At 41.5% G+C, this 14,761-nt stretch carries 15 protein-coding genes and 1 pseudogene; 9 read left to right on the forward strand and 7 right to left on the reverse strand.

The genetic code is table 11. The features are described 5' to 3' along the window. Nucleotides 1–109: 109 nt before the first annotated feature. The 8 genes and pseudogenes from HF974_02925 (at nt 110) to HF974_02960 (ending at nt 8,575) form a co-directional block, all read left to right on the forward strand. Nucleotides 110–262: pseudogene (locus HF974_02925) on the forward strand (type II toxin-antitoxin system HicB family antitoxin). A gap of 27 nt (nt 263–289) precedes the next feature. Further along, a complete protein-coding gene (locus HF974_02930) occupies nt 290–448 on the forward strand; it encodes a type II toxin-antitoxin system HicA family toxin (protein ID MBC2697291.1) in 159 nt (52 codons plus the stop codon). A gap of 57 nt (nt 449–505) precedes the next feature. Continuing rightward, nucleotides 506–1,084: a hypothetical protein gene (locus HF974_02935; protein MBC2697292.1), complete on the forward strand. Its 579-nt coding sequence runs from the start codon at nt 506–508 to the stop codon at nt 1,082–1,084. 2 nt (nt 1,085–1,086) lie between these two features. Further along, nucleotides 1,087–2,613, forward strand: a complete 1,527-nt coding sequence (locus HF974_02940; protein ID MBC2697293.1) for a type I restriction-modification system subunit M — start codon at nt 1,087–1,089, stop codon at nt 2,611–2,613. A gap of 9 nt (nt 2,614–2,622) precedes the next feature. Continuing rightward, nucleotides 2,623–3,468, forward strand: a complete 846-nt coding sequence (dinD, locus tag HF974_02945) for a DNA damage-inducible protein D (protein MBC2697294.1) — start codon at nt 2,623–2,625, stop codon at nt 3,466–3,468. Then, nucleotides 3,452–4,741, forward strand: coding sequence for a hypothetical protein (locus HF974_02950; GenBank protein ID MBC2697295.1), 1,290 nt, complete (start codon nt 3,452–3,454; stop codon nt 4,739–4,741). Before dinD ends, HF974_02950 begins: the two co-directional genes overlap by 17 nt. 1 nt (nt 4,742) lies before the next feature. Beyond that, nucleotides 4,743–7,847 (forward strand): type I restriction endonuclease subunit R, encoded by a 3,105-nt coding sequence (locus HF974_02955; protein ID MBC2697296.1) that lies wholly within the window; start codon nt 4,743–4,745, stop codon nt 7,845–7,847. Nucleotides 7,848–7,852: 5 nt separating this feature from the next. Next, nucleotides 7,853–8,575 carry a M48 family metallopeptidase gene (locus tag HF974_02960; protein MBC2697297.1) on the forward strand — a complete coding sequence of 241 codons (723 nt, stop codon included), beginning with the start codon at nt 7,853–7,855 and terminating at the stop codon, nt 8,573–8,575. An 88-nt stretch (nt 8,576–8,663) separates the two neighbouring features. Here HF974_02960 and nifU read toward each other — a convergent pair whose 3' ends face one another. The 7 genes from nifU to HF974_02995 are packed head-to-tail and all read right to left on the reverse strand — an operon-like array spanning nt 8,664 to nt 13,686. Further along, on the reverse strand, nt 8,664–9,995 hold the full coding sequence (gene nifU, locus HF974_02965) for a Fe-S cluster assembly scaffold protein NifU (GenBank protein ID MBC2697298.1): 1,332 nt from the start codon (nt 9,993–9,995) through the stop codon (nt 8,664–8,666). Between the two features lie 4 nt (nt 9,996–9,999). Continuing rightward, entirely contained in the window at nt 10,000–11,175 is a 1,176-nt protein-coding gene (locus HF974_02970; GenBank protein ID MBC2697299.1) for a cysteine desulfurase, read from the reverse strand. 2 nt (nt 11,176–11,177) lie between these two features. After that, nucleotides 11,178–11,543, reverse strand: a complete 366-nt coding sequence (locus HF974_02975; GenBank protein ID MBC2697300.1) for a sulfur reduction protein DsrE — start codon at nt 11,541–11,543, stop codon at nt 11,178–11,180. Between the two features lie 17 nt (nt 11,544–11,560). After that, a complete protein-coding gene (locus HF974_02980; GenBank protein MBC2697301.1) occupies nt 11,561–11,809 on the reverse strand; it encodes a sulfurtransferase TusA family protein in 249 nt (82 codons plus the stop codon). Then, a complete protein-coding gene (locus HF974_02985; GenBank protein MBC2697302.1) occupies nt 11,806–13,182 on the reverse strand; it encodes a cytochrome c family protein in 1,377 nt (458 codons plus the stop codon). The genes HF974_02980 and HF974_02985 overlap by 4 nt, the downstream gene beginning before the upstream one ends. Before the next feature lie 4 nt (nt 13,183–13,186). Beyond that, nucleotides 13,187–13,534 (reverse strand): carboxymuconolactone decarboxylase family protein, encoded by a 348-nt coding sequence (locus HF974_02990; GenBank protein MBC2697303.1) that lies wholly within the window; start codon nt 13,532–13,534, stop codon nt 13,187–13,189. 29 nt (nt 13,535–13,563) lie between these two features. Further along, nucleotides 13,564–13,686, reverse strand: a complete 123-nt coding sequence (locus tag HF974_02995) for a desulfoferrodoxin FeS4 iron-binding domain-containing protein (protein MBC2697304.1) — start codon at nt 13,684–13,686, stop codon at nt 13,564–13,566. Between the two features lie 194 nt (nt 13,687–13,880). Between HF974_02995 and HF974_03000 the strand changes: the two genes are divergently transcribed. Beyond that, on the forward strand, nt 13,881–14,705 hold the full coding sequence (locus tag HF974_03000) for an IS1634 family transposase (protein MBC2697305.1): 825 nt from the start codon (nt 13,881–13,883) through the stop codon (nt 14,703–14,705). Nucleotides 14,706–14,761: the final 56 nt, after the last annotated feature.

A 14,761-nucleotide genomic window follows, 5' to 3' on the forward strand; every position in this document is an offset into this window, starting at 1 on the left:
CCTTAAATCTGCGTAAATCAGTGTAAATCTGCGTCTTAAAAATAACTGGGAAATGGAACAGTGTCAGATAATATATCTAGCGATATTGTATGGTTGACTTGACACTAGTCTTCCGGGTTGTTTTTCCCAGGGAGATACTGTAGATGAGGCTTTAGAAAATATCAAGGAAGCCATACAGGCATGTTTGGAGTCCCTGCCTGAAGATGAAATTCAGTCGTATATTACAAAGCCTTCGTCTAGGGTAGTTGATGTGGTTGCTTAATGTCCGGACTTTCCGATTATTTCAGGGATGAAGGCTATTAAGGCATTTTCTAAAGCAGGGTGGGTTCCTCATAGGCAAGTGGGGAGTCATGTTGTTTTAAGAAAAGAGGGGGTGAAGGTTACACTGTCAATTCCAAAGCATTTGTATATTCAAGTTCCTTTTACATTAGTACAAATATATGCGTAAACTATTTAAACTTAACAGGTATTTAAAATTGTACTAATCAAAAGAGAACGGATTAAGATGAAATTAATAAACATGTCGAAAGTGCAAACAGGGCTTGTACTTGTGAGGAAAAGGGCTAATGCTAAAGATAAGGATGCTCACAAGTATCGTATGTTAACCCTGAAAAGTTTTGACCCAAAAGGGTGGCTCAATGATGGTGAGCTGGATGTGTTTTTCTCAAAAGATAAACTCGAAAATAAATATCTTACAAATAAAGGAGATGTCATTATTCGGTTGACAATCCCATACACAGCAATTTGCATAAATGAAAGCCAGGAAGGATTGGTCATACCTTCTAATTTTGCCATAACCCGGTTAAAAGAACAAAATTTCATTCCGGAATTTGTTGCATTATTCTTAAATTCTGAAATTATTAAAAAAAATTTCTTCAAATCATCTATCAGCGCAACAATACCCTTGATTAAAATAACGCACCTGAGGGATATTGACATTCCCGATAAACAATTCGCTGTACAAAAGAAAATTGTTGAACTTAATCAACTTCAAGTGGAGGAAAAAATGTTACTGTCTCGTTTAATGAAAGAAAAAGAAAAACTTGCAAAAGCCAGCATAAATAAAATCATAATGGAGAACTAACTATGGTACCAAAAACATCAAAGACAACTATTTCAAATACCTTATGGAGGGCGTGTGATACATTCAGGGGAAAGATTGACTCATCAATCTACAAAGACTATATTCTGGTCATGTTGTTTGTAAAGTATCTATCTGATACCTATAAAGAACATCTGGAAGACTACACAGAGAAGTATGGAGGGGACGCAGAGAGAATACAGCGCGCTTTAAACAGGGATCGGTTTGTATTAGACGAGAAATCAACATTTGACCATATTTACAGTAAAAGAAACGATGCAAATGTTGGCGAAGTCATCAATAAAGCATTGGAACACATAGAAGAAGAAAATAAAATGAAACTGAGGGGTGTTTTCAGAAATATAGATTTCAACTCTGAGGCAATCCTTGGACAAACCAAAGATAGAAACAGCATGCTAAAGCACCTGCTTGAAGATTTCAAGGATCTTGAGTTGAGACCTTCAAGTGTCGGAAGTGCAGATGTAATCGGCGATGCGTATGAATACATGATTGCAAAATTTGCATCTGATGCAGGAAAAAAAGGCGGTGAGTTTTTCACACCATCCGAAGTCTCTGAATTAATTTCAAGACTTGTAAAGCCAAAAGAGAATGACAGAATATATGATCCCACATGCGGCTCTGGCTCGCTGTTGCTTAGAACCGCAAAAAAAGTTCCAAGCGGAAAGGTTGCAGTTTACGGGCAGGAAAGAAACGGGCAGACCCATTCGCTTTGCAGGATGAACATGTTCTTGCATAATTTTGACGATGCAAATGTTATGTGGGGGGATACGCTTTCAAACCCACTGTTCCTGGATGATGGGCAGTTGATGAAGTTCCAGGTTGTAGTTGCCAATCCACCATTCAGCCTTGATAAATGGGCTATGGGCTTTGCAGGAAGTGGAGATGATAAGGACTATAAAATGGAATCTTCTCTTGATTCCTACAGAAGGTTTGAATGGGGCGTTCCCCCAAAATCAAAAGGTGATTATGCCTTTGTGCAGCACATGCTTTACTCTTTGGCAGAAGGTGGAAGGATGGGGATTGTCCTTCCTCATGGCGTGCTTTTTAGGGGGGCAGCAGAAGGTAAGATCAGAAAGCAGATAATTGATCTGAACTTGCTTGATGCTGTAATCGGGCTTCCTGCGAATTTATTTTTTGGAACAGGGATTCCTGCATGCGTATTGGTATTTAAGAAAAACCGAAGCAGAAGAGATATACTATTCATTGATGCTTCAAATGACGGACACTATGAAAAGGGGAAGAACCAGAACAATCTTAGGGAAGAGGACATCCGGAGAATTGTTGATACGTATGAGAAGTACGAAGATATTGACAAGTTTGCGCATGTCGCAACACTTGATGAGATCAAGGAAAACGAATACAACCTGAATATTCCAAGATATGTGGACACATTTGAAGAGGAAGAGCCTGTTGATATGGATGCAGTTAAGCAGAATATTGCAAATATCAAAAATGAGCTTGCAGAAGTTGAGGTTAAAATGGAGAAACAACTTGAGGAACTGGGGTTGTAGGTGAGTTTTATGCCGGATATGGAAAAATATTCAAAAAGCGATTTTGAAAGGGCAAAACAACATACTGAAGTGGGGGTTGAATTTTGGTATGCGCGTGATTTAAAAGATCTTCTTGAATATGGACAATGGCGCAATTTCCTTAATGTAGTTGAAAAGGCGAAGGAATCCTGCAAAAATGCAAAAAACGATATCGGAGACCATTTTGCTGACGTCAGCAAAATGGTCGAGATCGGTTCTGATACAAAAAGAAATATCGATGATATCATGTTATCGCGTTATGCATGTTATCTTATTGTGCAAAACGGAGATCCCAGAAAAAAAATAATTGCTCTGGGTCAGACATATTTTGCTGTAAAGACAAGGGAGCGCGAAAATGATGAAGCGTTTATGGAAGATGAAAAACGGTTTGCTATTCGGAATGAATTGAGAACCCATAATAAATCCCTTGCAGAAGCCGCGAATATGTCGGGCGTTGTGACTCCCAAAGACCATGCAATATTTCAGAACAAAGGTTATCAGGGGTTATACAAGGGGCTTGGAGTTAAAGACATACATAAAAGAAAAGGGCTTGCTAAAAACGAAAAAATCCTGGATCATATGGGAAGCACAGAGCTTGCAGCCAATTTGTTCAGGGCAACCCAGACTGATGATAAATTAAGGCGCGAAAATATCAGGGGAAAAGAGAACGCCAACAAGACCCACCATGATGTAGGCAAAAAAGTAAGGCAGACTATAGAAGAGCTTGGCGGAACAATGCCGGAAGAACTTGAAGTGCCTGAAAAAAGCGTAAAAGAGATAGAAAAAAAGCACAAGAAAAAATTGTTGCAGGGGAAAGTGAATGAAACAGGAAATTAAAGAACGGATGGAGAGAATCCGTAAAGGCGAAGTCCCGGAAGGATATAGAAAGACGAAGGTGGGGATTATTCCAGATGATTGGGCGGTGAAGAAGTTAGCAGAAGTATCCGATATAAAGACAGGTCCTTTTGGATCAGCCCTACACCAGAAAGATTATGTGCAAGAGGGGACACCAATAATCACCGTTGAACATTTGGGCGAACAAGGAGTTGTGCATGATAATTTACCAATGGTATCTGATTTTGATAGAAATAGATTAAAATCTTATGTCCTAAAAAGAGGTGATATTGTATTCAGTCGTGTTGGTTCTGTTGATAGAAACTCTTTGATTAGGGAAACAGAGGATGGGTGGCTTTTTTCAGGACGTTTACTAAGAATAAGAGTGACAACTGCGAATATTTTACCAAATTATCTTAGTTATCATTTTCATCAAGAAATTACAAAACAAAGAATAAGAAGTGTTGCGGTTGGGCAAACAATGGCATCTTTAAACACCCAAATATTGAAAGATCTTCATGTTTCTTTTCCCCCCATCCGCGGCGAACAAAACGCCATTACCACCATATTAAGTGATGCCGATGCAATTATCAGACAATTAGAAAAACTCATTGAAGAGAAAAAGGAGTTCAAAAGAGGGTTGATGCAGAAACTTCTTACAGGAGATACGAGGTTCCCGGAGTTTACTGATGAATGGGATGAGGTTAAAATTGGAGATCTAATAGTTGAATTTTCAGATTTTACTGCTAAAAATAATCAACATGAAATATTGTCAGTTACAAAAGATGGAATTTGTTTACAATCTTATCATTTTAAAAAGCAGATAGCCAGTAGTGATAATATTGGTTATAAGATAATCAATAAAGGTGAATTAGTTTTTAGTACAATGAATCTGTGGATGGGTAGTTTAGATATTTTGAAATACCCAAATATAGGACTTGTTTCTCCCGCTTATAAAACATTCAAAATAAATTATGACAAAGTTGATGGTGCTTTTTTTGAAGAATTAATTAAAAGTTCTAAAATGCTATGGTTTTACAAAATTAATTCAGAACAGGGAGCAAGCATTGTACGAAGAAATCTTGATCTTCAAGGATTGCTTAGTACTAAAATACAAATTCCAAAAATCAATGAACAGATGAAAATCGGACAATTTATACAAGAAATTAATTTGGAATTAAACAATTTAAGACAATATTTAGAGAACCTCAAAGAGCAAAAAAGAGGTCTTATGCAACTGCTACTCACAGGAATAGTAAGAGTGGAGGTAGATTAAAATGGCAAACGCTTATGATTACAATGAACAAAACATTTCCCAGAAACCTGCAATGGAAGTGTTGAACAATCTGGGCTATGAAATCATCGCTCCAAAAGATGCGGAAGCTATGAGGGGCAACTTGTACAATGTGCTTCTAAAACCAATACTAAAAAAACAGCTTGAAAAACTCAACTCCTTCGAGTACAAAGGCGAAGAACTCAAGTTCAGCAATAAGAACATTGAGCAGGCTATCAAGGATGTTGATGAAGGGCTGACTCATGGTTTAGTTAAGACAAATGAAAAAATATACGATACCCTGATGCTTGGTCGCTCTTATCAGGAGACTCTTTCTGACGGCACACAAAGGTCTTTTACAATTAAATTCATTGACTGGGAAAACCCCAAAAACAATGATTATCATATTGTTGAAGAGTTCTCTGTTGAAAGGGAAAATGCGAAAGACCACGCAAGACCCGATATTGTTTTGTTTGTCAATGGAATCCCTCTTGCAGTAATCGAATGCAAGCGAGCATCTATCTCTATGGAGCAGGGAATCTCGCAGATGATAAGAAACCAGGGCAGGGATTACATACCGCAGTTATTCAAGTTTACCCAGATCGTAATGGCGACAAACAAGAACGAGACAAAATACGCCACAACTTCAACAGCTGCAAAATTCTGGTCGATCTGGAACGAGCAGGATGAAAAATGGCACCAGAATATCTTAAGTGAAGTTGTTAAAAACAGGAAAACAACTATACAGGATGAAAATATTGTTTCTTTGTTCCACCCGGAACGGCTACTGGATATAACAAAATATTTTGTTGTTTATGACAAGGATATGAAAAAAATTGCCCGCTACCAGCAGTTTTTCGCAGTGAGAGAAATCATTAAGACAATCAACACAAACGATGAGGACGGAAATCGCCAGTCAGGCGTTATCTGGCATACCCAAGGGTCAGGCAAATCCATAACAATGGTGATGCTGGCAAAATATATATTATCCGAACTGCCCGCAGAGCGTCCAAGAGTGATAGTTGTTACTGACCGGAAAAATTTAGATAAGCAAATCCGCGATACTTTCAACCATACAAGGTTAAAAGCCAGCAGAGCAACGTCAGGCAATCATCTAATCAAGCTAATCGCAGACAACAATGCTGATGTAATCACAACCCTTGTCCATAAGTTTGATACTGCATCGAAAAAGACGAAAGCTGCGACTTCAAGAGACATATTTGTTCTGGTCGATGAGTCACACAGGACACAATACGGGGAAATGAATATCAAGATGAAGAATGTTTTCCCTAATGCCTGCTATTTGGGATTTACAGGCACACCATTGATGAAAAAAGAAAAGAACACTATGATTAGGTTCGGCAAGTTGATTCATAAATACACAATTGTCGATGGTGTCAGGGACAAGACAATTGTGCCTCTCCTCTATGAAGGTAAAAGTGTTGAACAGACAGTCAATCAAAAGGCAATCGACCAAAGACTCGATATGATTACAAGGAATCTGAATGATAAACAAAAAGAAGAAGTAAAACAGAAATGGAGCAGATTTGGTAAAATTGCTTCATCATATCAAAGAATAACACTGATTGCATTTGATATTAACCAGCATTTTGTTGACAATTACAAAACAAAAAGTGCCAATTTTAAGGCAATGCTTGCAACAAATAGCAAAATCGAAGCTATTCGTTATCTTGAAGCATTTGAAGAATTGGACGACATCAATTGCAAAGTTATAATTTCCTCATCTGATGAGCGGGAAGGGTATGAAGCTGTTGACCAAAAATCAAAGGATCTTGTTAAAACATTCTGGAACAAGATGATTGAAAAATATGGTGATGCGGAAAAATATGTGGACACAATTAAAGATGAATTTGTCAATGGTGATGAAATTGACTTGTTAATTGTTGTTGATATGCTATTGACAGGTTTTGATGCTCCGCGTGCAACTGTATTATATGTGGACAAGCAGATGAAGGAACACACACTTCTTCAGGCAATTGCCCGCGTAAACAGACTGTATGAAGGCAAGGATTTTGGATTTATCGTTGATTACAGGGGTTTGCTGGAAAACCTTGATGAAGCATTGGATATGTATTCGGGAGCGGGTTTTGAAAACTTTGACCCTGAAGACTTAAAAGGCTCTTTATATGATGTTATCAGCATAATTGGCTCTTTGAGACAATGTTATACAGACCTCATCAACATCTTCATTCCTGTGAAAAACAAGAAAGATGTTGAGGAATATGAGGTTCTATTGGCAAATGATGAAATCAGAGATGATTTCTACAATATACTTAGCCACTTTGGCAGGTATTTGTCAATTGCACTTGAATCAGAACAAGTGTATAATGCATTAAGCAAAGATGAACTGAATAAATATAAGAAAGATTTAAAGTTTTTCCAAGAACTAAGAAAAGCGGTTAAATTAAGATATTCTGATGGCATCGACCACAAAGAATACGAAGCGCATATGCAAAAATTGATGGATAATTACATTTCTGCAGAAGAAGTAATCCGAATTACTAAACCGGTGGATATTCTCGATAAAATAAATTTTGAAAAAGAACTTGAACGACTTGGTTCAAAAAGAGCAAAAGCCGATGCAATCAGAACAAGAATGACGAAAAGCATCAGTGAAAAATGGGATGAAAACCCTGCTTTTTACAAAAAGTTCTCTGAAAGAATAAAGGAAGTTCTTCAAGCATATAGGGAAGCAAGAATCTCTGAAGGGGAATACTTGGATAAAATGAAAGAAATTGTAGAGGATTTCAGAAAAGGAGATTCTGGGATCATATATCCTTCAAATATTAAGAATGATCCACACGCTCAAGCATTTTATGGAGTCATAACGGAGCAAGTCTATGAAATAAACGAAGATAGAGACCTTTATGAACCTATAGCAGATCTTTCCTTAGATGTAAAATCAATTATTGACAAACATGTGAAAGTTGATTTCCAGGACAATACCGACATCCATAACAGAATTGCTCAAGAAATTGATGACCTTTTATTTGACTTCAAAAAGGAAAATAATTTAGAACTTCCATTTGATCAGATAGATAAGATAATTGAGACAATAAGATCAATATCGGTTAAAAGATTTAGGTAATGACGATGGTAAAACACGAAATTACTTATGGTCAACATAAGATCGAATATAAACTTACAAGAAAAAATGTATCTAATATCAATCTTAATGTAAAACCCAACTTACTAGTCGAGGTTTCTGCGAATAACGATGTTCCAATTGAAAAAATAAACCAGTTTCTAAGAAAAAAAGCATCGTGGATTTTAAAGAACAAAGAATATTTCAAAAAAACCTTGCCTGATAATAAATTTGATCGCGAATATGTAAGCGGTGAGACTTTTAAATATCTGGGACGGCAGTATCGGCTGAAAGTTATTGAATCTAAAGAAGAGTGTGTTAAGTGCCAAAGAGGTTTTTTCAATCTGTTTATTAAAGATAAAAATAACACGACTCGAAAATCAAGACTCATAAAGCAATGGTATAAAGAAAAATCCATGAGGGTATTTAACGATTCTTTGGAACGAACTTATGAGCTAGTTAAAAAATACGATATAGAAAAACCTGAAATTTCAATGCGATTAATGAAAGCCAGATGGGGTTCTTGTATTGAAAATAAAAAAACAATTTTACTAAATACAGAACTAATTGATGCTCCTAAATTCTGCATTGATTACGTAATATTACACGAACTAATACACTTCAAACATAGAAATCATGATGAAAAATTCTATAATATGATGGACGCTCTTATGCCGGATTGGAAAAGACGTAAAGAAATATTGGATTTAGAAGTTGTAAAAAACTTGTGATACTAAATACAAAACTTCCGCACCAAAAAACAACCCTCTTGTAGATTATTTATAAAGTAAAGGCTATATGTCCATAAGGACAGACCCATCACCCACCCCTCAACTTCCGGTAAGCATCATGCGCCACAATCGTCCCCTGCGCCTCGGCCACAACCAGCAGATCAATATCAGATGCCACGTTCCCGATAGCATACACCCCGTCCAGACTGGTGCGCTGGTACTTATCAGTCTTAACAAACCCCGACTCATCCACCTCCACACCCAGCTTCTCCATAAGCCCGACATTCGGCACCATCCCAGTGGCCAGCACCACAGCATCCACTATAATCTCCACCCTTTCCCCCTCGTTCTGGTCTTCCAGCACAGCCTTTTCAATCTTTGCAGCGCCCTGTATCTCCAGCAGGGTTGTCGAAGTCAGCATCTTCAGCCCCTCGATGCACTTCACCCTGTCCATCTCCCGGTCGGGCACCATGAACGACGCCTCATCAGTCGCCAACGTGACGCTGGCAGCAATACCCCCCAGGCAGCCGGCAGTAGAGAGCGCATTGTATCCCCTGCCGTACACCAGCACCCGCTTGTCGGTCAGCCTGGATGGGTCTGCCGTCAGGTAAAATATGCCGCCATCATCCATTGCAAACTTCTCCTCGCCAGGGATGCCGGATTTGACAGGCGAACTTCCGGATGCCAGCACCAGCATCCTGGCCTTATAAGTCCCGGAATCAGTGGTAAGGGTCTTGAAATCACTGTCGATTTCTATTTCAACATCATTCACATGCTCATTGACCAGCTTCGCTTCCTGCTTCCTGGCATCATCCAGCAGCGACTGGGTCAGCTCACGTGTGGTCATCTTGTCGGTCAGGCCCGGATAGTTCTCTATCAACTTATCAGGACAGAACTTGTTCAGCATACCACCCCACTGCCCGCCATCAAATACTACAGTCTTAAGCCCCACATAGGAGGATATAGTAGCAGCCGCAAGCCCGGCAGCACCACCGCCAATCACCGCAACCTCATACTCGTCCTCACCCAGTTGGGTGATGCCTTTCTCCTGCTTCTCCATGTAATCATTAATGGCAGCATGCAGTGCATCGGCGGCCAGGTTGGAGCAGTGCATCTTTATGGGTGGCAGGCCATCCAGTTCATCTGCCACATCCTGCCTGGTAATCTCCAGTGCCTCTTCCAGGGTCTTACCCTTTGCTATCTCGGTAACCATACTGCTGGTGGCAATAGCAGAAGCACACCCGAAGGTCTTGAACTTGATATCCTTAATGACATTATCCTCCACCTTTAGCTGTATCTCCATCATATCACCACAAACCGGATTTCCCACCCGTCCGGTGGCATCCGCATCCTTAATGGTTCCCACATTCCTGGGATTCCTGAAATGATCCTTTACCTTTTCCGAATATTCAAAACTCATACGATCAATCCTCCTGGTACAGTGGCGACATTTCCCTCAACCGCTCCACCACAGGCGGCAGGCTCGCAAGCACATGGTCAACCTCTGCCTGCGTATTCCACTTGTTAAGAGACAACAGCAGCGACCCGTGGGCTTCCTCATGGCGCAGCCCAATGGCAATAAGTACATGGGACGGCTCCAGGGTCTTTGCAGAACAGGCCGAACCCGTGGACGCCTCCACTCCCAGGTCGCTGAGGCTCATAATGATGCTCTCGCCCTCGATAAAACTGAACCTGAAACTGGCAATGTTCGGCAGTCGCTTTGTCCTGTGACCTGTTATATAAGAATGTTTCATATTGCCAAGTACTCCGTCAATCAACTTCTCCCTGAGCGCCTCCATTTGCCTGGCATCGTTCTCCATCTCATCCTTTGCCAGTTCACATGCCTTTCCCATACCCACAATACCTGAAATATTCTCAGAACCCGAACGCAGCCCCCGCTCCTGGCCTCCCCCTGTCATCACAGGACGCAGCGCTACGCCCGACCTTATATATAGTGCACCCACTCCTTTCGGACCGTACAGGTCATTGGAAGAAATGGAGAGCAGGTCGATATTGTCCTGTACCACATCGATTTGTATCTTACCGGCAGCAGCCACGGCGTCCACGTGGAAGAGAATATCCCTGCTCCTGGTCATAGCACCGATATCCCGGACAGGCTGGATAGTGCCTATCTCACCATTGGCATACATGCATGATACCAGGATGGTCTGGTCAGTGACCTCGTCTGCGATGCGTCCGGGGTCCACCAGTCCGTCCCTGTCCACGGGTACAGTGGTAACCTCAAAACCTTCACGCTGCAGGTCCTTGCAGGTATTTACCACTGACATATGCTCCACGGCAGAGATTATTATATGGTTCCCTTTTTTCTTCTTACGCTGAACTGCGCCACGTATGGCAATATTGTTGGACTCGGTTGCCCCCGATGTAAAGATAATTTCCTTATCATCTGCCCCTATAAGTGCGGCCACCGACTCCCGTGCCGCACCCAGTGCTTTACGGGCCTCAACACCTGATTCATGGAGCGATGCCGGATTGCCCACACTGAAATCAAAGTACGGGAGCATGACCTCAACCACACGTTTATCAACAGATGCCCCTGAGGCATTGTCCATGTATACGGCCGTCAAACCATTCACCATGGTCAGAACCACATCGTGCCGTCAGCTTCCAGCACCAGGTCGTTGAGGGTTGCCGCCCCTACGATCTCAACCTCAGGGATGAATTCACCCCTGTCCAGCCCTATCAACTGGGTACTGGCCTCACATACATACAGTTTTACGCCTGCTGCTACAGTCTGGTCCAGTATATCCTTAAGAGATGGGAAACTCCCGAGCTGCACTTTTTCAGCCTCTCCTTTCTTGACCACAGTGATACCCATCCCAAGAAAATACACTGTTGCATCAACGCCCATAGCCTTGGCGGTCTGGGCAAGCACCAGCGGGGAATACAACCTCTCGGGAGTGTTCACACCACTGGTCTGGACATATAATATCTTTTCATCACTCATCTTTCATATCTCCTTATTTATTTCGTTCTTTTGATAAGGAACCGGAAATTGTCACCCTGGTCCTCGAATTTCAGTAGTTTGTGGCCCGTGCGCTTGGCCCATCTGGGAATATCCTGGGTTGAGGCAGGGTCGTCGGTCAGCACTTCCAGCACCTCACCTATATTGATAGTGTTTATAGCCTCAGTAGTGTTGAAGACTGGTATCGGGCAAAACAGCCCGATACAGTCCAGTGTCTCATCAGGTTTAACTTCAGTCTCCTCAGTCATTTTTTGTTTCCTCTCATGCTGAATAACAGTAACAATAACCCGAGCAGAACAGGGAACGTTATCTGGAATCCGGGTATACTTTTATCTTCATCTCTAATGGTCTTGGAATCCTGTGTCATCTCAACCACCGGTACCTCGAACTCCTCGCCCAGCAAATGGTCTATAAGTTCCTGGGGAGCAGAGCGATATTTCAGTACAGCGTTAATAGAAATTGGCAGACTGACATCCTCAGGTATCACAAACCCATGTGACTCGGTATCTTCACCTTTAGGAGGTATTCTATGGTCTGATAGTATGCTTTCAGCTTCCCATACTTTTTCTGTTGGGTTGCCCTTGGCATCGGCAAGTACAGTATGGTACACTACTCCCCCAGGGTCGATATTACCGTGTTCGTCCAGGGCACCTGAGCGGTAAATTTCAATCCCTGCCCCGTCTGTCACAGTTATATCCAGCCACATCTGCCTGGACTCGGTCAGGCCGGTTGGCAGGTAATGCCCGGCTCCGATGTTCTTTATACTAACCTTGAACTCATAAGACTCACCAGGAACCACTGATCCATCTGGTATTACCTTAACCTGTGCCGCCCTTTGCAATCTGTCCACTGCCATGTCTGCATGGGTCTTGGAACCAAGGTATTCGGTCATGAATATGTTACCTCCCACACCAAAATGTGTCCAGATATGCTCGCGGTCCCTGCCTATCCCTGACGCCTTGCCAGGGTTTGCCTGATACCCGGTGATGCCTGGTGTCATGTGGCAGTCCTGGCACTGGATACCCTGGGCTGCGTAGGGACCGTTCTTCCATTCGGTATAGGTGGCTTCAAGGGGCAGTCCGTTTGTTGGGTGGTTGACATCATGGCACATACCGCAGAACTCGGCTTTTGTGTGCAGTTCGGAATACTCGGTATTATGTGCCGGCGATCTTGAATCATCAAACGGTCCCTGCTTCGTACCATCCGGTGTTAAGGTAAATTTTGCATTTGCTGTGCCGTCGCTCTCAGTTACTGTGTGACAGAAATCACACTGAACACCCTTTTTAGCTATTTCACTGAGATTTGATCCATCCACTGGCGGGACTTCCCCTGACACAACCCCGATCGGCGTGTGACATCTTGCACAGTATGTGTCGGTAAGCCCGTCGGTCTCTTCACTTGCCATTCCGGACAGTGCCAGGTAGTATGGGTCTAACTCGGCTTGTGAATGCATGGACCCCTCCCACTGTTTGTAAATTTCAGCATGGCACACCTGACACCTACTCAAGGGGTCCTCGAACTGGTCTGAACTGAGTTCCCCTGGAGCGGTTTGTGCACAAACCATGATTGGCATGGCCAATATCAAAGAAAGAAATAGTATCGTATTTCTTCCTGACTTCATTTAATTATTTCACCAATTTTAATGCGTCTCTGCATGTAGCCACGCCAGGTGCGCCGGATGTGAGGAAAATCACTTCCATGGTTTCCATGATCTCCCCTTTAGTTGCACCTTGTTTCATTGCATTTCTCATCTGGGATACAGTGCAGGCCTCACAGCGTTGCGATGCCACTACAGCCAGTGCCATCAGTGCTTTCATTTTGGCAGGCAGGGCGCCGTCAGTAAGCATTTTCTTATCGCATTTATGGTATGCCTGAAGGAAATCCGGGTCAAGTTCACCTATCGTGTGAAGTACCTCAGGCTCAAAACCTATTTTTTTCCCAATATTTTCAATTATCTTCTTGTGTTCGCTCATTTTATTCCTCCAATTTTATGTTCTATGGACTATTCTATAAGTTCCATATCCTCTCCACAGCAGACCAGGACTCCGCCCCCTACTTTGGTCACAATAACTTCGTTTCCACATATATTGCATAAATACTTTTCGCCTTCATCAATTACAGCCATTCGTAATCACCACCACTAAATTTGTAATAGAATTTAGTCGATTCTAATATATAATCATATTGTCGAGCAATCTGACCATTTTATTATTGATGGGTATATATCTCACTTTCCGCATGTAAATTCCAAAAGTGAATCTTTTTAATATTACTTCTTCCATTTCATCAGTAAACTCATCTGAGGGGATGAACTACTACATGAACATAACAACTACAGCACTATCTCATTTAGGATTAGTTAGCGGAACGTTTGATGAACTTGATATTGCAGACTTAATAGACACCACCATACCAAAAAACCGAAATCACAATTTATCCCATTCTGCAGTGATCAAAGCCATGTGTTTGAACGGTTTGGGATTCAACGAAAGCCGACTGTACCTTTATTCCGACTATTTTGAAAACCTTCCAACAGAACGATTATTGGGAGAAGGAATTCTTCCAAAACACATAAACGACGACGTTCTTGGAAGAACGCTGGACAAAATCTATGAATATGGTTGTACTGAACTTTTCAATCAGATAGTCCTCAAAGTTATGAAAAGCGTTCCATTCGGTAACCATATTCTGCACACCGACACAACCAATTTCAGTTTACATGGAAATTACGAGAATCGTGATCCTGAACTTAATACTATTGAGATTACTTATGGCCACCCTAAAGACATGCGATGGGATTTGAAACGTTATGTATTGAGCATGGTGTGTAATCAAGAAGGCATACCGCTTTTTGTAGAAACTCTTTCAGGAAATGCATCTGACAAAACCACATTAGTGAAAACCATCAAGAAAATTCAGAAGAATCTTGAATTGGACGACAAAGTGTACCACATTGCAGATAGTGCGATTTATAGTGATGATAACATCACAGAGTTAGGAGCACATACTCTTTGGATCACAAGAGTGCATGCAACAATAACTGAGGTAAAAGATCTTCAGAATACAGATGTTGAATTAGAAGTTTGCACAGACATGCGATACTCGTATTATAAAATTACATCATCATATGGCGAAACAGCTTGAGAAAGACTTTAAAAATATAGACATTGATACCATAGTAAATAAGGTGCAAAGTGATA

This window comes from ANME-2 cluster archaeon (genome assembly GCA_014237145.1).
Taxonomy (GTDB): Archaea; Halobacteriota; Methanosarcinia; order Methanosarcinales; family Methanocomedenaceae; genus Methanocomedens_A.

Bases quoted from the DNA above. Each gene is read 5' to 3' on its own strand.
- HF974_02930 (MBC2697291.1), top strand. From the start codon at position 290: ATGAAGGCTATTAAGGCATTTTCTAAAGCAGGGTGGGTTCCTCATAGG.
- HF974_02935 (MBC2697292.1), top strand. From the start codon at position 506: ATGAAATTAATAAACATGTCGAAAGTGCAAACAGGGCTTGTACTTGTG.
- HF974_02940 (MBC2697293.1), top strand. From the start codon at position 1,087: ATGGTACCAAAAACATCAAAGACAACTATTTCAAATACCTTATGGAGG.
- dinD (MBC2697294.1), top strand. From the start codon at position 2,623: ATGCCGGATATGGAAAAATATTCAAAAAGCGATTTTGAAAGGGCAAAA.
- HF974_02950 (MBC2697295.1), top strand. From the start codon at position 3,452: ATGAAACAGGAAATTAAAGAACGGATGGAGAGAATCCGTAAAGGCGAA.
- HF974_02955 (MBC2697296.1), top strand. From the start codon at position 4,743: ATGGCAAACGCTTATGATTACAATGAACAAAACATTTCCCAGAAACCT.
- HF974_02960 (MBC2697297.1), top strand. From the start codon at position 7,853: ATGGTAAAACACGAAATTACTTATGGTCAACATAAGATCGAATATAAA.
- nifU (MBC2697298.1), bottom strand. From the start codon at position 9,995: ATGAGTTTTGAATATTCGGAAAAGGTAAAGGATCATTTCAGGAATCCC.
- HF974_02970 (MBC2697299.1), bottom strand. From the start codon at position 11,175: ATGGTGAATGGTTTGACGGCCGTATACATGGACAATGCCTCAGGGGCA.
- HF974_02975 (MBC2697300.1), bottom strand. From the start codon at position 11,543: ATGAGTGATGAAAAGATATTATATGTCCAGACCAGTGGTGTGAACACT.
- HF974_02980 (MBC2697301.1), bottom strand. From the start codon at position 11,809: ATGACTGAGGAGACTGAAGTTAAACCTGATGAGACACTGGACTGTATC.
- HF974_02985 (MBC2697302.1), bottom strand. From the start codon at position 13,182: ATGAAGTCAGGAAGAAATACGATACTATTTCTTTCTTTGATATTGGCC.
- HF974_02990 (MBC2697303.1), bottom strand. From the start codon at position 13,534: ATGAGCGAACACAAGAAGATAATTGAAAATATTGGGAAAAAAATAGGT.
- HF974_02995 (MBC2697304.1), bottom strand. From the start codon at position 13,686: ATGGCTGTAATTGATGAAGGCGAAAAGTATTTATGCAATATATGTGGA.
- HF974_03000 (MBC2697305.1), top strand. From the start codon at position 13,881: ATGAACATAACAACTACAGCACTATCTCATTTAGGATTAGTTAGCGGA.